The sequence below is a fragment of the Citreimonas sp. genome (assembly GCF_042096055.1).
Lineage (GTDB): Bacteria > Pseudomonadota > Alphaproteobacteria > Rhodobacterales > Rhodobacteraceae > Citreimonas.
Genome location: NZ_JBELMH010000001.1, coordinates 126,384 through 143,458, shown reverse-complemented (window position 1 = coordinate 143,458; position 17,075 = coordinate 126,384). Strand labels below are relative to the sequence as shown.

At 69.7% G+C, this 17,075-nt stretch carries 20 protein-coding genes; 10 read left to right on the top strand and 10 right to left on the bottom strand.

Features of this window, described 5'->3' with window-relative positions; translation table 11 throughout:
- Positions 1 to 298 precede the first annotated feature (298 nt).
- Positions 299 to 709, bottom strand: coding sequence for a SufE family protein (locus tag ACFDTC_RS00675; RefSeq protein ID WP_375256928.1), 411 nt, complete (start codon positions 707 to 709; stop codon positions 299 to 301).
- A 114-nt stretch (positions 710 to 823) separates the two neighbouring features.
- Between ACFDTC_RS00675 and ACFDTC_RS00670 the strand changes: the two genes are divergently transcribed.
- The 4 genes from ACFDTC_RS00670 (at position 824) to grxD (ending at position 2,255) form a co-directional block, all read left to right on the top strand.
- The gene (locus ACFDTC_RS00670) at positions 824 to 1,333 is read left to right on the top strand and encodes a hypothetical protein (RefSeq protein WP_375256927.1); all 510 of its coding nucleotides are present in this window, start codon (positions 824 to 826) and stop codon (positions 1,331 to 1,333) included.
- A 66-nt stretch (positions 1,334 to 1,399) separates the two neighbouring features.
- Positions 1,400 to 1,636, top strand: a complete 237-nt coding sequence (locus tag ACFDTC_RS00665; protein WP_375256926.1) for a BolA/IbaG family iron-sulfur metabolism protein — start codon at positions 1,400 to 1,402, stop codon at positions 1,634 to 1,636.
- Positions 1,633 to 1,884 (top strand): hypothetical protein, encoded by a 252-nt coding sequence (locus tag ACFDTC_RS00660; protein WP_375256925.1) that lies wholly within the window; start codon positions 1,633 to 1,635, stop codon positions 1,882 to 1,884. Before ACFDTC_RS00665 ends, ACFDTC_RS00660 begins: the two co-directional genes overlap by 4 nt.
- A complete protein-coding gene (grxD, locus tag ACFDTC_RS00655) occupies positions 1,881 to 2,255 on the top strand; it encodes a Grx4 family monothiol glutaredoxin (protein WP_375256924.1) in 375 nt (124 codons plus the stop codon). The genes ACFDTC_RS00660 and grxD overlap by 4 nt, the downstream gene beginning before the upstream one ends.
- Before the next feature lie 164 nt (positions 2,256 to 2,419).
- Here the strand turns inward: grxD and ACFDTC_RS00650 are convergent, their stop codons facing one another.
- The gene (locus ACFDTC_RS00650; protein WP_375256923.1) at positions 2,420 to 2,827 is read right to left on the bottom strand and encodes a cell division protein ZapA; all 408 of its coding nucleotides are present in this window, start codon (positions 2,825 to 2,827) and stop codon (positions 2,420 to 2,422) included.
- Positions 2,827 to 3,387 carry a hypothetical protein gene (locus ACFDTC_RS00645; RefSeq protein WP_375256922.1) on the bottom strand — a complete coding sequence of 187 codons (561 nt, stop codon included), beginning with the start codon at positions 3,385 to 3,387 and terminating at the stop codon, positions 2,827 to 2,829. Before ACFDTC_RS00645 ends, ACFDTC_RS00650 begins: the two co-directional genes overlap by 1 nt.
- Before the next feature lie 239 nt (positions 3,388 to 3,626).
- Here ACFDTC_RS00645 and tkt point away from each other — a divergent pair, with 239 nt between their 5' ends.
- A complete protein-coding gene (gene tkt / locus ACFDTC_RS00640; protein WP_375256921.1) occupies positions 3,627 to 5,675 on the top strand; it encodes a transketolase in 2,049 nt (682 codons plus the stop codon).
- 200 nt (positions 5,676 to 5,875) lie between these two features.
- On the top strand, positions 5,876 to 7,072 hold the full coding sequence (locus ACFDTC_RS00635; protein WP_375256920.1) for a PQQ-dependent sugar dehydrogenase: 1,197 nt from the start codon (positions 5,876 to 5,878) through the stop codon (positions 7,070 to 7,072).
- Positions 7,073 to 7,091: 19 nt separating this feature from the next.
- Here ACFDTC_RS00635 and ACFDTC_RS00630 read toward each other — a convergent pair whose 3' ends face one another.
- From ACFDTC_RS00630 to purC, 7 genes are all read right to left on the bottom strand, one after another.
- Entirely contained in the window at positions 7,092 to 8,057 is a 966-nt protein-coding gene (locus ACFDTC_RS00630; protein WP_375256919.1) for a DUF808 domain-containing protein, read from the bottom strand.
- An 11-nt stretch (positions 8,058 to 8,068) separates the two neighbouring features.
- Entirely contained in the window at positions 8,069 to 8,512 is a 444-nt protein-coding gene (locus ACFDTC_RS00625; protein ID WP_375256918.1) for a DoxX family protein, read from the bottom strand.
- Position 8,513: 1 nt separating this feature from the next.
- Positions 8,514 to 9,848 carry a sigma-54-dependent transcriptional regulator gene (locus tag ACFDTC_RS00620; RefSeq protein ID WP_375256917.1) on the bottom strand — a complete coding sequence of 445 codons (1,335 nt, stop codon included), beginning with the start codon at positions 9,846 to 9,848 and terminating at the stop codon, positions 8,514 to 8,516.
- A 3-nt stretch (positions 9,849 to 9,851) separates the two neighbouring features.
- On the bottom strand, positions 9,852 to 11,615 hold the full coding sequence (locus ACFDTC_RS00615; RefSeq protein ID WP_375256916.1) for an ATP-binding protein: 1,764 nt from the start codon (positions 11,613 to 11,615) through the stop codon (positions 9,852 to 9,854).
- Positions 11,616 to 11,652: 37 nt separating this feature from the next.
- Positions 11,653 to 12,318: a phosphoribosylformylglycinamidine synthase subunit PurQ gene (purQ, locus tag ACFDTC_RS00610; RefSeq protein ID WP_375256915.1), complete on the bottom strand. Its 666-nt coding sequence runs from the start codon at positions 12,316 to 12,318 to the stop codon at positions 11,653 to 11,655.
- Positions 12,319 to 12,393: 75 nt separating this feature from the next.
- The gene (purS, locus tag ACFDTC_RS00605) at positions 12,394 to 12,624 is read right to left on the bottom strand and encodes a phosphoribosylformylglycinamidine synthase subunit PurS (protein ID WP_375256914.1); all 231 of its coding nucleotides are present in this window, start codon (positions 12,622 to 12,624) and stop codon (positions 12,394 to 12,396) included.
- An 80-nt stretch (positions 12,625 to 12,704) separates the two neighbouring features.
- Positions 12,705 to 13,466: a phosphoribosylaminoimidazolesuccinocarboxamide synthase gene (gene purC, locus ACFDTC_RS00600; RefSeq protein ID WP_375256913.1), complete on the bottom strand. Its 762-nt coding sequence runs from the start codon at positions 13,464 to 13,466 to the stop codon at positions 12,705 to 12,707.
- A gap of 174 nt (positions 13,467 to 13,640) precedes the next feature.
- Here purC and ACFDTC_RS00595 point away from each other — a divergent pair, with 174 nt between their 5' ends.
- The 4 genes from ACFDTC_RS00595 to ACFDTC_RS00580 all read left to right on the top strand — a co-directional run bounded on the left by ACFDTC_RS00595 (position 13,641) and on the right by ACFDTC_RS00580 (position 17,041).
- Positions 13,641 to 13,955: a DUF1476 domain-containing protein gene (locus tag ACFDTC_RS00595; protein ID WP_375256912.1), complete on the top strand. Its 315-nt coding sequence runs from the start codon at positions 13,641 to 13,643 to the stop codon at positions 13,953 to 13,955.
- An 80-nt stretch (positions 13,956 to 14,035) separates the two neighbouring features.
- On the top strand, positions 14,036 to 14,923 hold the full coding sequence (locus ACFDTC_RS00590; protein WP_375256911.1) for a DMT family transporter: 888 nt from the start codon (positions 14,036 to 14,038) through the stop codon (positions 14,921 to 14,923).
- Positions 14,924 to 15,054: 131 nt separating this feature from the next.
- Positions 15,055 to 16,344, top strand: coding sequence for an outer membrane protein transport protein (locus ACFDTC_RS00585; RefSeq protein ID WP_375256910.1), 1,290 nt, complete (start codon positions 15,055 to 15,057; stop codon positions 16,342 to 16,344).
- 91 nt (positions 16,345 to 16,435) lie between these two features.
- Positions 16,436 to 17,041 (top strand): NTP transferase domain-containing protein, encoded by a 606-nt coding sequence (locus ACFDTC_RS00580; RefSeq protein ID WP_375256909.1) that lies wholly within the window; start codon positions 16,436 to 16,438, stop codon positions 17,039 to 17,041.
- Positions 17,042 to 17,075 lie beyond the last annotated feature (34 nt).

Genomic DNA, 17,075 nt, shown 5'->3' with positions numbered 1-17,075 from the left:
CCGATCCCACGACCCGCCCGCCGGCGCCCGAGCTGGACGGCAACCGCGGCGAGATCCTGCGCTGGCTGCGCGGCGGCTGAAGGCGCGCGCTCCGGTGCGGCCCGGCGGCCGGAAACCGCGACGGTTTCCGCGCCCGGCCGCGGGCGTGGGGCGCGTTCAGCCCGTGGCCGCGGGCCTTGTTCGGGCCGCGTGCGCGACCCCTGCCTTGGTCAGGCCGCGTGCGCGGCCCCTTCCCGTCTTCAGGCCGCGTTCGCGGCCCCCGCCTTGGTCAGGCCGCGTTCGCGGCCCCTGCCCGTGTTCAGGCCGCGTTCGCGGCCTCGGTGCGGATCCGTTCGATCATCGCGCGCAGCCCGTTCGAGCGCTGCGCCGACAGCGCCTCGGTCAGGCCGAGGCGGCCCATCTCGGCCTTGGCGTCGACCGCTGGGACCTCGGCCACCGGCAGGCCGTCGTAGAGCCGGTGCAGCACCGCGATCAGCCCGCGCACGATCAGCGCGTCGCTGTCGCCCTCGAAGTGGAAGGTGCCGGCCTCGATCCGGGGGTGCAGCCAGACCTGGCTGGCGCAGCCCTCGACCTTGGTGGCGGGCACCTTGAGCGCGTCGGGCAGCGGGTCCATCGCCTTGCCCATCTCGATCACCATGCGGTAGCGGTCTTCCCAGTCGTCGAGGAACTCGAAATCCTCGACCACGTCCTCGAAGGCTTGCTGAGCCATGGCCGGTCCTTTCCTTGTGCGACGCGGCGCGCGGCGCCTGGGCGCTTTTCAAGCGAGGGGATATGCGCTAGGCGAGTGACAGTCAAAGGGGCGTTGGGCCGAAAGGGCTTGTGCATGGTCAGAACGGTGGCGGGAGCGGTGGTTGCGGCGATGGTGCTGGGCGGCTGCGCCGGCCTGCGCGAAAGCCGGGTCAACCCGTTCAACTGGTTCGGCCGGGCCGAGCCCGTCGCGGTCGCGACCGACGCCACCGAGGCCGCCAACCCGCTGATCCCGCGCCGCCGCGCCTCGATCTTCCGCTGCGACGAGCCGGTGGTCTATGCCGGCCAGCCGGTGATGCGGATCGAGGACCTGGCGGTCGAACGCCGCCCCGGCGGCGCCATCGTGCGCGCCACCGGCGTGGCCGAGCGACTGGGCCCCTGGGCGGTGCGCCTGGTGCCCGTCGCGGACCTGCCTGAGGCCGGCGTGCTGAGCTTCGAGCTGCGCGCCCGGCTGCAACCCGCCCCGGTGGGCACCGAGCTTGCCCGCACGCTGACCGCGGCTGTGGACCTGTCCGACCAGCAGCTGGCCGGCGTGACGCAGATCCGCGTCGTGGGCGCCACCAACGCGCTGGCGGTGCGCCGCTAGCCGACAATGCTTGCGCCAGCCGGCGCGCGAACCTACTTTTCACTCGTAGCCAACCGGAGACGTCGGATGCCGATGCATGCCCATGAGATCGAGGACCTGCTGCGCGAGAGCTTTCCGGACGCCAAGATCGTCGTCGAGGGCGACGATGGCGTGCACATGTCCGCGATGGTCATCGACGAATCCTTTCGCGGCAAGAACCGGGTCCAGCAGCAGCGCGCGGTCTACGCCGCACTGAAGGGCCGGATGGATGGCCCCGACGGCGCGCTGCACGCGCTGGCGCTGACGACACGGGCGCCGGATTGACCATCTCCGGCGCGATCATCGGCCTGCTCTGCGCGCTGATCGTGCTGGTGGCGGGCCTGCGCGCGCGGCAGGCCGTGCGCCACGACCCACATGGCCGCCGGGGCAGCGCCCCCGGGACCGGCTACCACGTGATCGACGCCTCCTATCACTCGGGCGGGGGCGGCGGGGGGCACTCGGCCCAGTACCGGGTGCCGCGCGACCCGCAGGAATATGCCCGCCTGTTCATTCCGAAGGACCGAAAGACATGACCGAAGCGACCTCCGACGCCCGCAACCGCATCGACGAGACCGTCAAGAGCAACCCCGTCGTGCTGTTCATGAAGGGCACCAAGACGATGCCGCAATGCGGCTTCTCCAGCCGCGTGGCGGGCGTGCTGAACTACATGGGCGTCGACTATGCCGACGTGAACGTGCTGTCCGACGACGCGATCCGCCAGGGGATCAAGGACTACTCGGACTGGCCGACGATCCCGCAGCTCTACGTGAAGGGCGAGTTCGTGGGCGGCTGCGACATCATCACCGAGATGACGCTGTCGGGCGAGCTGGACCAGCTGTTCGAGCAGAACGGCGTGGCCTACGACAAGGACGCCGCCGAGAAGATCCGCGAAGCCAACGGCTGATCGCGGCACGGGGGTAATGTGGGGGCTCTGCCCCCGCGCCTGCGGCGCTCCCCCGGGATATTTGCGGACCAAAGAAGCCGGGGCGTCGTGCGCGCACCGGGTGGAAGGCCGGGGCGACCCGGCCTTTTTCGTTTTTGGGGGAGTCTTGGCGTGCCGGACCGCGCTCAGGCGGAGGCTTTGGCCTTTTCCTCGAGCGCATCGGCCAGCGCCTCGGCGCGGGCGGTGAGTTCGGCGAACGCATCGGTGACGTCGGGCGGGATCACCGGGACCTCGATCCGCTCGGGTTCGGGCGGCGGCGCGTCGCGCAGCTCGGTCAGTTCCTGCGTGAGGGTGCCGATGCGGTCCTCGGCCTCGCGCAGTCGTTCCTCGAGGCCGACCGTACGGTCGGCGAGCATCAGGCCGGCCATCAGCAGCATGCGGCTTTCCGGGATGCGGCCGATCTGGTCGATCAGCACGCCGGCTTCGTTGTCCAGCATCCGGGCGGCGGCGTAGAGGTACTGCTCCTCGCCTTCCTGGCAGGCGACCTCGAAGCTGCGGCCGCCGATGGTGATCTCGACCTCGATCTGGGCCATCAGGCCTGCCCTCCCGCGCTTTCCAGAAGCGGCGCCAGCGTCGCCATCACGGCGCGCGTCTCGGCCGCGTCGGCGGCGCGCGCGGCGCGCAGCGCGTCGAGTTCGGCCGCCATCGCCTGGTTGATCGCCTCGGGGTCGCCAAGACCCTCGGCGTTGGCCTCGCGCAGCGCCTCGGAGGTGCGCGACAGCATGTCGTTTGTGCGCCGCATGCGCTGCAGCTCGGCGTCGATCTGGGCCATGCCCTCGCGCTGGGCGGCGAGCTGTTCGCGCAGCGTCGCGTCGCTGGGCCCGGCCTGGGCGAGGCGCGCGCGCAGCGTGGCCATGCGCTCCTCGAGCTGGGCGTTGGCGGTGCGCTCGTCCTCGAGGGCGGCGCGCAGTTCGGCCAGCTCGGCGGGGTCGGCCTGCGGTTCGGGCTCGGGCTGCTCGGCCTCGGCCTGCTGCGCGGCGGCGAGCGCCGCGGTCGCGGCGTGCAGCGCGGCGGGGTCCCACGCGTCGGCGGCGCCGGCGATGCGTTCCAGCGCGGTGCCCAGACGCCCCTGCAAGTCTTCCATACGGCTCATCACGATCCTCGTCGAAGCGCCCCGTCCGGCCGCCCTGCGCACAGAATCACACAGGGGCGTTCGGGGTCAAGTTTATCCCGCAGGGCCGGCGGTTGCGCGCCCGTTGCGGGACAAGGCCTTAGCCGGCGCGGTTGAGGTGACACAAGGGCCTGCGGCCCCGCGCGACGCCGGGCCACGCTTGCACTTGGGGCCGGTGGTGCTATTCAGCCGCAAACCCTGTCTGCAAAGGACCGCCGCCCGTGGATATCGACCAGCTTCGCCAAGCCCACCCCGATCACTGGATGCGCGCGACCGCCTTGCGCGCGCTTGCGCTGGACGCCGTGGCCCATGCCAATTCCGGGCATTCCGGCATGCCCATCGGCATGGCCGACGTGGCGACGGTGCTGTTCTCGCGTCACATGAAGTTCGACGCCAAGGCGCCCGAATGGCATGACCGCGACCGGTTCATCCTGTCGGCGGGCCATGGCTCGATGCTGCTTTACGGGCTGCTGGCGCTGTGCGGCGACGACGAGATCACGCTGGACGAGATCAAGAAGTTCCGCCAGCTGCAAGCCCGCACCGCCGGCCACCCCGAGAACTTCATGGCCAAGGCGATCGAGGTCACGACCGGTCCGCTGGGCCAGGGCATCGCGAACTCGGTCGGCTTCGCCATCGCCGAGGAGGCGCTGCGCGCGCGCTTCGGCAACAAGCTGGTGGACCACAACACTTGGGTCATCGCCGGCGACGGCTGCCTGATGGAGGGTGTGAGCCACGAGGCGATCGGCCTGGCCGGGCGGCAGGGCCTGGGCCGGCTGGTGGTGTTCTGGGACGACAACGGCATCACCATCGACGGCAAGGTCTCGATCGCGGACAAGACCGACCAGCTCAAGCGCTTCGAGGCGGCCGGCTGGCACGTGCAGGCGATCGACGGGCACGACCCCGAGGCGATCGACGCGGCCATCGCCGCCGCGAAGGCCGAGACCGGCCGTCCGTCGATGATCGCGTGCAAGACGCATATCGCGCTGGGCCACGCGGCGCAGGACACCGCCAAGGGCCACGGCGCGCTGACCGACGGCGACCAGAACAAGGCCGCCAAGCAGGCCTGGGGCTGGACCTCCGACCCGTTCGAGGTTCCGGCCGAGATCCTGTCGTGGTGGCGCGAGGTCGGCGCGCGCGGCAGCGCCGAGCGCGAAGCCTGGGAAGACCGGCTGTCGCAGGCAAGCGGCTCGCGCCAGGCCGAGTTCGCCCGCATCATGGCCGGCGAGGCCCCCAAGAAGCTGTCGGCCACGATCAAGGCGCTGAAGAAGCAGGCGTCCGAAGAGGCGCCGAAACACGCCACGCGCAAGGCGTCCGAGATCGTGCTGTCGGCGATCAACCCGATCATGCCCGAGACGATCGGCGGCTCGGCCGACCTGACCGGGTCGAACAACACGCTGACCAAGGATCTGGGCACCTTCGACACCGACAACCGCAAGGGCCGGCACATCTTCTACGGCATCCGCGAGCACGGCATGGCCGCGGCGATGAACGGCATGGCGCTGCATGGCGGCGTGCGCCCCTATGGCGGCACGTTCATGGCCTTCACCGACTACGCGCGCCCGTCGATGCGGCTGGCGGCGCTGTCGCGCATCCCCACCGTGTTCGTCATGACCCATGACAGCATCGGCCTGGGCGAGGACGGCCCGACGCACCAGCCGGTCGAGCACCTGGCGATTTCGCGCGCCACGCCCAACACGCTGGTCTTCCGCCCCGCCGACACGGTCGAGACCGCCGAGGCCTGGGAGATCGCGCTGCGCCAGACCAGCCGCCCGTCGGTGCTGTCGCTGACCCGGCAGGGCCTGCCCACCGTGCGGACCGAGCACAAGACCGCGAACCTGACCGAGAAGGGCGCCTATGTCCTCGCCGATGCCGAGGGCAAGCGGCAGGCGATCCTGATGGCGACCGGGTCGGAAGTGTCCGTTGCCATGGCCGCGCGCGACATCCTGCAGGCCGAGGGGATCGGCACGCGGGTCGTGTCGATGCCCAGCTGGGAGCTGTTCGAGGAGCAGGACGAGAAGTACCGCCGCCGCGTTCTGCCCGGCGGGCCGGTGCGCGTCGCGATCGAGGCCGCGACCCGCTTCGGCTGGGACCGCTGGCTGTTCGGCGAGCGCGGCAAGCGCGAGAAGTCGGGCTTCGTCGGCATGCACGGCTTCGGTGCCTCGGCGCCCGCTGGGGATCTCTTCGAGCATTTCGGCATCACGGCCGAGGCCACCGCGCAGAAGGTGCGCGACCTGATCGAGGGCCGCTGGGCGCCCGATCCGCGCACCTGAGCGGGACCGCGCAAGCGGCCCGCCTGACAGATGACACCGCTAACAATGGGGCGCGGCCGGCAACGGCGGCGCCCTTTCGCGTTGCCGCGGGGCGGCGGCGGCTTACGTGCCCGCACGCGCGGGTCACGCTTCGTTGAACGGCCGGAACGGGGCGCGCCCGCATCCGTTCTGTCGACAACGTGGCAAGAGGAGACATATCCATGATCCGCACGACCCTGATGATCACCGCAAGCGCGCTGATCGCCGCCCCGGCGGCTGCGCAGACATTCGAGCGCGGCGAGCGCAACACCAGCTTCGAGCCCGCGTTCGACGCGCAGTTCCGCGCACCGCTGGAAGATAGCGGCGTCGAGCTGCAGCAGACCGAGATCGCCGGCGGACTGGTGCATCCCTGGGGCCTGGCGGTCCTGCCGGACGAGCAGGGCTATCTCGTGACCGAGCGTCCGGGCCGTCTGCGCCACATCATGGCCGACGGCACCGTGTCCGAGCCGATCGAGGGCCTGCCCGAGATCTTCGCCGAAGAGCAGGGCGGCCTGCTGGACGTGAAGCTGGGACCGAACTTCGCGGACAGCCGCCGCGTCTACTTCACCTATTCCAAGCCGGTCGAGGGTGGCTCGGTCACGGCTGCCGCCTACGGTGTGCTGAACGAGGACATGACAGCGCTGTCAGATGTCACCGACATCTTCGTGCAGGAGCCGGCGGTGACCGACCCAATGCACTACGGTTCGCGCATCGTGTTCGACGGTGAGGGCCACGCCTTCGTCACCACGGGCGAGCGCTTCACCATGGAGAACCGCGACCTGGCGCAGGAGTTGGACACCACCTTCGGCAAGGTCGTGCGCGTGACGCTCGACGGCGAGACGCCGGAGGACAACCCGTTCGTGGGGCAAGAGGGCGCGATCGACACGATCTGGTCCTATGGCCACCGCAACGTACAGGGTGCCGCCTATATCGACGGGCAGCTCTGGACGATCGAGCATGGCCCCCAGGGCGGTGACGAGCTGAACCTGACCGAGGCGGGCCTGAACTACGGCTGGCCGGTCGTCTCCTACGGCGTCCAGTACGGCGGCGGCGCCATCGGCAGCGGCGAGGCCAGCATGGAAGGCATGGAGCAGCCCGACTACTTCTGGGACCCGGTCATCGCGCCCGGCGACATGATCGCCTATGACGGCGACATGTTCGAGGACTGGACCGGCGACATCTTCATCTCGGCGCTGGTGCGCGGCGGGCTGGTCCGGCTGGACCTGCAGGACGGCACGGTGCAGGCCGAGGAAAGCCTGGCCCGGGACCTGGGCCGCGTGCGCGACGTGGATGTCGGGCCTGACGGCGCCCTGCTGGTGCTGACCGACTTCGAGGACGGCGCGCTGGTGCGCCTGACCGCGTCCGACAGCGACAGCTAAAGGGTTGGGCGGGCGGCCCTCAGGCCGCCTTGTCCGCCTTGTCCGCACCGAAGATCGCGCCCCATGCGGGCGCGATCACCTTCGCCCCCAGCGGCACCAGCAGCATCCCCAGCGCAAGGCCGAAGACGCCGTCGATCGCGGCGGTGATGCTCCAGCGCACGGCGCCGTTCTCGGACGCGCCATAGGCGATGTCGTGCACCAGATCCTCGGGGCCGTGCCAGCCCATCTGCCCGATCGAGTGCAGGATGATCGACCCGCCGACCCACAGCATCGCGACCGTGCCGACGAATGCCAGCAGCTTGAGGAAGCCGGGCATCACCTTGACGATGCCACGCCCCAGCGCGCGCCCTGCCCCGGTCGTGCCGTTCTTGCCCAGCCACAGCCCGATATCGTCCATCTTCACAATAACCGCGACCGCGCCGTAGACGACGGCCGTGATGCCCACGCCCACGACGGCGAGGATCACCGCCTGCAGCAGGATGCTGTCGCTTTCGATCGTGGCGAGCGAGATCGTCATGATCTCGGCCGACAGGATGAAGTCGGTCTTGATCGCGCCCTTGACCTTCTGCTCCTCGAGCTTGCCGGGATCCTTGACCGCGTGGCTTCCGTCGGGGCCGCCGTGATCCTTGCCCGCGCCCAAGGCATGGGCGACCTTCTCGGCCCCCTCGTAACAGAGGTAGCAGCCCCCCAGCACCAGCAGCGGCGGCAGCGCCCAAGGCGCGAAGGCCGACAGCAGCAGCGCGATGGGCAGCAGGATCACAAGCTTATTGATCAGACTGCCGCGCGCGATGCGCCAGATGATCGGAAGCTCGCGCGCGGGCTCGAACCCGGTCACGTATTTCGGCGTCACGGCGGCGTCGTCGATCACCACGCCCGCGGCCTTGGACCCCGCCTTGGCGGCGTGCGCCGTGATGTCGTCGACCGAAGCGGCGGCTATCTTGGCGATGCCGGCCACGTCGTCCAGTAGCGCCAGAAGTCCGCTCATGCCGCGATTCCCTATTCTTGTGTGCCGGGAAGGCGATCACGCCCGCCGCCGCTGCGCAAGCCCATGCGCACGCGCAGGCGTCCCGCTCCGTGTGCGGCCAGCACGAGACAGCCGCCGGCGATGGCCCAGTTCTTGACGAAGATGGACATCTGCCACGGATCGTCGGGCACCAGGTGGAAGAGGCTGGTGACGACGCAATAGGCCGCCAGCATCGCCGCGAGCGGGCGCACCGCGATGCCGGCGATCAGCGCGAGTCCGGCCGACAGGTTGAAGACCGCCGCGGGCCAGATCGCCCAGCCCGGCAAGGCCCAGCCGGCCAGCAGCGCGCGCGCCGGTTCGGGATCGACGAACTTCTGCACCGCCCCCGCCACGAAGAGCGCCGCGATCAGGCAGCGGCCCGCAAGGGTGGCCCAGTCGCCCGCCCGCGTCGTCCCGGCCGGGCGCGCGCCCGGCACGCTAGAGGTAGTCCGCGCGCTGCAGGCTGTACTTGGCCATCTTCTCGTTCAGGGTCCGGCGCGGCAGGCACAATTCGTCCATCACCGCGGCGACCGAGCCCTTGTGGCGCCGCATCGTGTTGTCGATCAGCATCCGCTCGAACGCCTCGACGTATTCCTTGAGCGGCTTGCCCTCGGTGGTCATCACCGGCTGCATGCTGTCGTGATCGCTCATCAGCAGCGAGGCGATGGTGCCCTGCCCGCGCCGCGATTGCAGCACCGCGCGTTCGGCAAGGTTGATCAGCTGGCGCACGTTGCCGGGCCACGGCGCCTGCAGCAGCTGTGCCGCCTCCTGCGCCGAGACCTTGGGCGCCTCGCAGCCGTATTCCTCGGCGAACTGCTCGGAAAGGCGGGTGAACAGCGTCAGGATGTCCTCGCCGCGCGCCCGCAGCGGCGGCACGGTGATGTTGAGCGCGGCGAGCCGGTAGAACAGGTCGGCACGCAGCGCGCTTTCGCAGGTGCGCCCCTCGTCCTGGAGGTTGCAGATCGCGACGATGCGGGTCTCGGGCGGGTTGCCCTGGTCGTTGATCGCCGACAGCAGGCGCGCCTGGGCGGCGTCCGACAGCGCCTCGATATCCTCGAGCACCAGCGTGCCGCCGCGGGCCTCCTCGATCGCCGGCAGCCAGGTCTCGTCGGGCTGGGCGGGGCCGAAGAGGCGGCGCATCAGCGCGGCCTCGTCCAGCGCGCCGCACGACAGCAGGACGAACTTCTTGCCGGCGCGGGTGCCGACCGCGTGCAGGGCGTGGGCGACCAGCGTCTTGCCGGTGCCGGTCTCACCCTCGATCAGGACGTGGCCGTCGGCCTGCCCGAGGTCGAGGATATCCTCGCGCAGGCGCTGCATGACGGGGCTGCTGCCGATCAGCTTCTGCATGATCTGCCCGCCCTCGCCCAGCTCGCGCCGCAGCGCGCGAGTGTCGAGCGTCAGGCGCCGCGCGTTGGTGGCCTTCTTGGCCAGCTCGGACATGCGGTCGGGGTTGAACGGCTTTTCCAGGAAGTCGAAGGCGCCGACGCGCATCGCCTCGACCGCCATGGGCACGTCGCCGTGGCCGGTGATCATGATGACGGGCAGCGTGGAATCGTTGCCCATCAGCTTCTTGAGGAACTGGATCCCGTCCATGCCGGGCATCTTGATGTCGGAAATCACGATCCCGGGATAGTCGGGGCCGAGCGCGCCCAGCGCCTCTTCGGCGCTGGCGTAGCTTTCGGTGTCGTAGCCCGACAGCGCCAGCCACTGGCTGATCGACTGGCGCATGTCCTTCTCGTCGTCCACGATTGCGATCTTCATGGCATTGGCCATTGCCTACTCCGCCGCTTGCGATTGCTGGGTCAGCACGGGCAGCTGCATCTCGAACACCGCCCCGCCGTTCTCTCCGTTGCGGGCCGTCAGCCGCCCGCCAAGCTCGTTCACGATGCCCGACGAGATCGCCAGGCCAAGCCCCACCCCGTCGCCCGGCGCCTTCGTGGTGTAGAAGGGCTCGAACAGGGCTTCCATCTCCTCGATCCCGTGGCCGTTGTCGCGCACCGACAGGGTCGCGGTCTCGCCCGCCGCGAGCAGGATCTCGATCTGCGGCTCGGCCACTGACTTGGTGGCGTCGAGCGCGTTGCGCAACAGGTTGACGAGAACCTGCTCGATCCGCATGCGGTCGCCGAGCACGCGCACCGGCGCGTCGGGCAGGATCTTCGAGATCTTCACGCGCCGCGCCTTCAGCTGCGGCTCCATCATCGACAGCGAGCTGGCCAGCGCATCGGCCATGTCCACGGGCGTCAGGTCCTGCTGGCCCTTGCGGGCGTAGGATTTCAGCTGGCGGGTGATGGCGCCCATGCGCTCGATCAGGTCGTCGATGCGGTGGAAGGCCGACAGCGCCTCGTCCGGGCGGTTGCGGTTCAGCAGCAGCCGCGCGCCGGCGAGGTAGGTCTTCATCGCCGCCAGAGGCTGGTTGAGCTCGTGGCTGACGGCGGCCGACATCTCGCCCAGGGCGGCGAGTTTCGAGCTTTGTGCCAGGCTTTGCTCGGCCACGGCAAGGTTCTTCTGCACGCGCTCGCGCTCGGCGATCTCGCGGCTGAGCCGCGCGTTGAGTTTGCGCAGCTCGTCGGATTCGCGCTGGAACAGGGCCATGCGCAGCGCGGTGCGGCGCGACAGCGCGTAGAACGCGAGGGCCGCCAGCAGCGCGAAGCCCATGATCTCCAGCGCCAGCACGGCGTTCACCCGCTCGCGCACGCTGGCATAGGTGGTGAACGTGGTCAGCGTCCAGCCGCGGAACGGGATACGGCCGTTGATGCGCATCACCGCCTCGCCGCGCAGGTAGGCGTCGGCGTCCTGCGCGGTCCAGTCCGCGGTGGCCTGGATCGCTCGCTCGATCGCGCCGGTCGGCGGCTGGCGTTCCAGCGCGACCTCGGGCTTCAGCCCGCGCCAGCGCGGTTCGGTCGCGAGGATGATGACGTCGTCGCTGTCGGTGACCATCACAGCGTCCGAGATGCCGGCCCAGGCGCGCTCGAACTTGGCGAGGTCGACCTCGACCACGATGACGCCGACGGGCGAGGCCTGGCTTTCGACGCGGCGCGAATAGGTGAACTGGTAGCCGCCCGCCTCGCGCGGGATCGAGGTGAACACCGTCGAGGCCGAGCGCATGGCCTCGGTGAAATACGCCGCATCCGCGTGGCGTTCGCCCAGCCGGTTGCGGTCGGTCGCTGCGACGGTGCGCCCCTCGCCGTCCAGCAGCATCAGCGAGGCGGCGCCGATCTCGTCCACGTAGGAAATCAGCCGCTGCGAGCTTTGCGAGTAGTCGGCCCCGTTCAGCGCGCCGATCAGCGCCGGGTCGCGCGCCAGAAGCTGCGGCACGATGGCGTTGCGGCGCAGTTCCGACACCAGGTTGCCGGAATAGAGCGCGAGGCGCAGTTCGGCCCGGTTGCGCGTCGTCTCGGTGAACCGGTCGGTCAGCAGCAGGTGCGTGACCCAGATCGTGGCGATCGCCACGCCGAGCAGGATCGCCAACGCCAGGCGCACCCGCCAGGACAGCGGGTTCGAGCGTCGGAAACGGCCCTGTGGCTCGGAATTGTCTGACATGGCGGGCAGGATACGCGCACAGGCGCGCAGCCTCAAGTCAAGCGGCCGTCAGCGCCGTCGACAGATGGGCGAAAAGGCGCGCACCGTCGGTGTTGCCGTGCGCCGGATGGCAGGCGCGTTCGGGGTGCGGCATCATCCCCAGCACGCGGCGGTTTTCCGACAGGATGCCGGCGATGTCGCGCTGCGAGCCGTTGGGCGTCTCGGTGTAGCGAAAGGCGACGCGGCCCTCGCCCTCGATCCGGTCGAGCGTGTCCGCGTCGGCGTAGTAGTTGCCGTCGTGATGCGCGATCGGCAGCGCGATCTCGGTCCCCGGTCCGTAGGCGTCGGTGAACAGGCTTTCGCCCTCGGCGCGCAGGCCGACGGTGCGGCAGATGTATTTCAGCCGCGCGTTGCGCAGCAGGGCACCGGGCAGCAGGCCGGTCTCTGTCAGCACCTGGAAGCCGTTGCACACGCCCAGCACGTAGCCGCCGCGTTCCGCGTGGTCGCGCAGCGCGCCGATTACCGGCGCGTTGGCCGCGATGGCGCCGCAGCGCAGGTAGTCGCCGAAGGAGAACCCGCCCGGCACGCCGACGATGTCGGTGCCCGCGGGCAGCGACGTGTCCTTGTGCCAGACCATCGCCACGTCGCAGCCGGCGGCGCGGAAGGCGGTGGCGAGGTCGCGGTCGCAGTTCGACCCGGGGAAGACGAGGATGGCGGCTTTCATGGGCTGAAATCCTTGCGTGGCGCGGCGCGTCTGCGTCGGGGGACAAAGCCGGGGCCGTGGGCGCCCGGCGACGGATCAGGCCAGTTCGATCCGGTAGCTTTCGATCACCGTGTTGGCGAGCAGCTTCTCGCACATCTCGGCGATGGTCGCCTCGGTCGTGCCGTCGGCGACGTCGAGTTCGATCACCTTGCCCTGCCGCACGCCGTCGACGCCGTCGAATCCCAGCGCGCCCAGCGCGTGGCGCACGGCCTCGCCCTGCGGGTCGAGGACCCCGGTCTTGAGCATGATCTCGACCCGTGCCTTCATGCGTGCGGTTCCTTCGTCAGTCCTGGTGTCCGGTGGGGTGTGTGCGGCCGGACGGCCCGGCGCGGGGCCGGGCCGCGGTCTCAGTTGATCAGGCGGGGCTTGCCCATCTGCGCGGCCTGCTTGGGCATCACGCCCAAGCGCTGCGCGACCTCGGTATAGGCATCGGCGAGGTTGCCCAGGTCGCGGCGGAACACGTCCTTGTCCAGCTTCTTGCCGGTCTCGATGTCCCACAGCCGGCAGCTGTCGGGGCTGATCTCGTCGGCGACGATCAGGCGCTGAAAATCGCCGTCGTAGACGCGGCCGACCTCGATCTTGAAGTCCACCAGCTTGATGCCGACGCCGTACATCAGGCCCGACAGGTAGTCGTTCACGCGCAGCGCAAGGGCGACGATGTCGTCCATGTCCGCCTGGCTGGCCCAGCCGAAGGCGGCGATGTGTTCCTCGGTGACCATCGGGTCGCCCAGCTTGTCGTCCTTGTAGTAGTACTCGACGATCGGGCGCGGCAGGTCGGCGCCCTCCTCCATGCCCAGCCGCTTGGCCAGCGAGCCGGCGGCGACGTTGCGCACGACGATCTCGAGCGGGATGATCTCGACCGCGCGGACCAGCTGCTCGCGCATGTTGAGGCGCTTGATGAAGTGCGTGGGCACGCCGATGGCGTTGAGCCCGGTCATGAAGAATTCCGACAGGCGGTTGTTCAACACGCCCTTACCTTCGATCACCTGGCGCTTTTCCGCGTTGAAGGCGGTGGCGTCGTCCTTGAAGTACTGCACGATGGTGCCGGGTTCGGGCCCTTCGTAAAGGATCTTCGCCTTGCCTTCGTAAATCTTCTTGCGGCGTGCCATGAAGGCCCTTTCCATGAAAGAGAGCCGCGTCGCCCGGACGGGACACGCGGTGGCTGTGACATACTGCATGGACCCCATTCCCGCAAGCCGCGCACCACGCGCTTTTTCTTGCGCCCCGCGCGGCGCCGCGTCATACCCGGGGCCGGACCAGATCATTCGACCGGAGCCAGACAGATGAGCACCTTCGACGACCGCGAAAGCGCCTTCGAGAACAAGTTCGCCCATGACGAGGAAATGAAGTTCCGCGCCGAGGCCCGGTGCAACCGTCTGCTGGGTCTGTGGGCCGCCGAGAAGCTGGGCAAGTCCGGCGACGATGCCGACGCCTACGCCAAGGAGGTCATCCGCGCCGACTTCGAGGAAGCCGGCCATGACGACGTGATCCGCAAGGTCGCGGCCGACCTGGGCGACAAGGCGACCGACGCCGAGATCCGCGCCAAGCGCGAGGAGATGATGGTCAAGGCCAAGGCCCAGCTGGTCGAGGAAAGCTGACGCGGCCGCGCCGCGGCCCGTCCGCGGCGCCCTTCCCGCATGCGTGTGCAGGCGGCGCATCCAAACCTCCAAGGCCCCCGATGAACGAGACCCTGCGCGCCGCCGCCTGGATGCTGGGCGCGATCCTGTCCTTCACGACCATGGCCGTGGCCGGCCGCGCGGTGAGCCTGGATCTCGATACGTTCGAGATCATGATGTACCGCTCGCTCATCGGGATCGTGCTGGTGGTCGGGGTGGCCGGTGCCGCGGGCACGCTGCGCGAGGTGCGCGCGCGCAAGCTGGGCCTGCACGGGGTGCGCAACCTGTGCCATTTCGCCGGGCAGAACCTGTGGTTCTACGCGATCGCCATGATCCCGCTGGCGCAGGTCTTCGCGCTCGAGTTCACCTCGCCGCTTTGGGTGATGCTGCTGTCGGTGGTGATCCTGGGCGAACGGCTGACCCTCAACCGCGTGCTGGCGGCGGCGGCGGGCTTCGTGGGCATCCTGATCGTCACGCGCCCGTCGATCGCCACGATCGAGGCCGGCCAGATCGCCGCCGCGCTGGCCGCGGTGGGCTTCGCCGGCTCGGCCGTTTTCACCCGCCGCCTGACGCGGACCGAGACGATCACCTCGATCCTGTTCTGGCTGACGGTGATGCAGGCCGCGTTCGGCGTGATCTGCGCCGGGTTCGACGGCGACATCGCCCTGCCCGCGGCCGCGAGCTGGCCCTGGGTCGTGCTGATCGCCTGCGCGGGGCTGGTCGCGCATTTCTGCCTGACGACGGCGTTGCGCTTCGCGCCGGCGACGGTGGTCATGCCGCTGGACTTCGCGCGGCTGCCGGTGATCGCCATCGTCGGCATGGCCGTCTACGGCGAGGTTCTGGACCCGTTCGTCGGCCTCGGCGCGCTGGTGATCTTCGGTGCGAACTACGCCAACATCGTGGTGGAAAGCCGCCGCTCGGCCCGGGCGCGGAGCGTGTCAAATACGTGACGTTTCCGTAACGGCCGCTTTTTCCTGACGCCGCGTAAAAATTGACGAAAAATTCACCAACCCGCATTCCTATCGGACAGGAGAGCGCGCCTCCGCCTTTGCGGGTTGCGGGCACGAGGGATGAGGACACCATGAAAAAGACACTGACAGGGGCCGCGCTCGCGGCGTTGGCGGCCACCGGCGCGCAGGCCGGCGGGCTCGACCGCTCGGGCCAGAGCGTCTCTGCCATCTTCGACGAGGCCGGCACCGCGCGGCTGAGCTTCGGCTACGTGATGCCGTCGATCACCGGCGAGGACACCGGCGGCGGTGGCGGCGACTACGACGTGGGCGAGAACTACGTCCAGCCGGGCCTGAGCTATACCAACGCGGTCAAGGGCGGCTTCAACTACGCCATCATCCTCGACAAGCCCTACGGCGCGGACGTGTCCTACGACGACGATCCGACCACGTCGAACCTGGGCGGCACGATGGCCGACCTCAACAGCCAGGCGCTGACCTTCGTCGGCCGCTACGCGATCAACGAGCGCTTCAGCGTCTTCGCCGGGCTCGGCGTGCAAAGCGTCGACGCCGAGGTCACGCTGAACGGCAACGCCTACGCCAACGCGATCACCACCGGCGCGATCACCAGCCAGTTCAACGCCGGGCTTCCCTCCGGCGTGCCGGAACTGGACAGTTCGGTTCTTGGCGCGGCAATCGCTGGCGACACAGATGCCCGAGACGCCATAATCGGCACCTACGGCTCTACCGCATACACCAACCTGGCTTCCTCGTTCGCGCCGACGCGCGGCGCGTTCGTCGCCGGTGACGGCTACGACTTCGAGATGGAGAAGACGAACCGCCCGACCTACCTGCTGGGCGCCGCCTACGAGATCCCGTCGATCGCGATGCGCATCGCCGGCACCTATCGCTTCGAGACCGAGCACAAGGCCGACACGACCGAGACCGTCTTCGGGACGACCACGGACGGCGAAGTCGAATACGTGACCCCGCAAAGCTTCAACCTCGAGGCGCAGACCGGCATCGCGCCGGGCACGCTGCTGACGCTGGGCTACCGCTGGACCGAGTTCTCGGCCGTCGATCTGGTGCCCGAGGCGCTGGGATCGGACCTCGTCGACCTGGAGGACAGCCACCGCTACACGCTGGGTATCGGCCGCCAGTTCAACGAGAAGCTCGCCGGTTCGGCCTCGATCAGCTACGAGCCGACCAACGACAACGAGACCGTGTCGCCGCTGGGGCCCACCGACGGCCTGTTCGGCCTCTCGCTGGGCGCACGCTACAACGACGGCCCGATGTCGCTGTCGGGCGGAGTGAACTACACGTGGCTGGGCGACGCCGATGCTGGCGTGGCCGACCAGGCCGTGGCCGAGTTCGAGGACAACCACGCCGTGGGCGTCGGCCTGCAGGTGGCCTTCACCTTCTGATCGCGAGACCGACCGATCGCGCGACATGCCCGGGCCGAAAGGTCCGGGCATTTGCGTTTGCAACCACCGCGCGGACGGGCAAGCTGCGCGCATGAACCCGCACGCCATCCTGATCCCCGCCGCCGGGGCAAGCCGCCGCATGGAGGGCCGCGACAAGCTGCTGGAGATGGTCGACGGCCTGCCGCTGCTGCGGCGCCAGGCGCAACGCGCGCTGGAAGCGGGCGCCGCCGTGCTGGTCACCGTGCCCGCGCTCGATCATCCCCGCGTCGCGGCGCTGCATGGCCTGCCGCTGCGGCTGGTGCCCGTGCCCGACGCCGCCACGGGCATGGCCGCGTCGCTGCGCCGCGGTGTCGCCTGCCTGCCGCCGGGGGTGCGGGGGCTGGCGATCCTGCCCGCCGACATGCCGGACATCGACGCCGCCGACATCGCGACGCTGTTCGCCCGCTTCGACGCGGCGGATTCGGCGCTTCTGGTGCAGGCCACCGGTGGCGACGGCACCCCCGGGCACCCGGTGATCTTTCCGGCCGATTGCCTGCCGGCGCTGAGAGAGGTCACCGGTGACACGGGCGGGCGCACTGTGGTGCAGGCCAACCGCCACAGGCTGGTCCGGGTGCCGCTGACGGGCGCGCGCGCGCTGACCGACCTCGACACGCCCGAGGCGTGGCGCGCCTGGCGCCACGCGAATCCCGGCGCCTGATCCGCCCGCAAACAACGAAGGGCGGCCCGAAGAC

Bases quoted from the DNA above. Each gene is read 5' to 3' on its own strand.
- purS (WP_375256914.1), bottom strand. From the start codon at position 12,624: ATGAAGGCACGGGTCGAGATCATGCTCAAGACCGGGGTCCTCGACCCG.
- ACFDTC_RS00595 (WP_375256912.1), top strand. From the start codon at position 13,641: ATGAGCACCTTCGACGACCGCGAAAGCGCCTTCGAGAACAAGTTCGCC.
- ACFDTC_RS00590 (WP_375256911.1), top strand. From the start codon at position 14,036: ATGAACGAGACCCTGCGCGCCGCCGCCTGGATGCTGGGCGCGATCCTG.
- ACFDTC_RS00645 (WP_375256922.1), bottom strand. From the start codon at position 3,387: ATGAGCCGTATGGAAGACTTGCAGGGGCGTCTGGGCACCGCGCTGGAA.
- ACFDTC_RS00620 (WP_375256917.1), bottom strand. From the start codon at position 9,848: ATGGCCAATGCCATGAAGATCGCAATCGTGGACGACGAGAAGGACATG.
- ACFDTC_RS00585 (WP_375256910.1), top strand. From the start codon at position 15,055: ATGAAAAAGACACTGACAGGGGCCGCGCTCGCGGCGTTGGCGGCCACC.
- purQ (WP_375256915.1), bottom strand. From the start codon at position 12,318: ATGAAAGCCGCCATCCTCGTCTTCCCCGGGTCGAACTGCGACCGCGAC.
- ACFDTC_RS00665 (WP_375256926.1), top strand. From the start codon at position 1,400: ATGCCGATGCATGCCCATGAGATCGAGGACCTGCTGCGCGAGAGCTTT.
- grxD (WP_375256924.1), top strand. From the start codon at position 1,881: ATGACCGAAGCGACCTCCGACGCCCGCAACCGCATCGACGAGACCGTC.
- ACFDTC_RS00650 (WP_375256923.1), bottom strand. From the start codon at position 2,827: ATGGCCCAGATCGAGGTCGAGATCACCATCGGCGGCCGCAGCTTCGAG.
- ACFDTC_RS00670 (WP_375256927.1), top strand. From the start codon at position 824: ATGGTCAGAACGGTGGCGGGAGCGGTGGTTGCGGCGATGGTGCTGGGC.
- purC (WP_375256913.1), bottom strand. From the start codon at position 13,466: ATGGCACGCCGCAAGAAGATTTACGAAGGCAAGGCGAAGATCCTTTAC.
- ACFDTC_RS00630 (WP_375256919.1), bottom strand. From the start codon at position 8,057: ATGAGCGGACTTCTGGCGCTACTGGACGACGTGGCCGGCATCGCCAAG.
- ACFDTC_RS00580 (WP_375256909.1), top strand. From the start codon at position 16,436: ATGAACCCGCACGCCATCCTGATCCCCGCCGCCGGGGCAAGCCGCCGC.
- ACFDTC_RS00635 (WP_375256920.1), top strand. From the start codon at position 5,876: ATGATCCGCACGACCCTGATGATCACCGCAAGCGCGCTGATCGCCGCC.
- ACFDTC_RS00675 (WP_375256928.1), bottom strand. From the start codon at position 709: ATGGCTCAGCAAGCCTTCGAGGACGTGGTCGAGGATTTCGAGTTCCTC.
- ACFDTC_RS00615 (WP_375256916.1), bottom strand. From the start codon at position 11,615: ATGTCAGACAATTCCGAGCCACAGGGCCGTTTCCGACGCTCGAACCCG.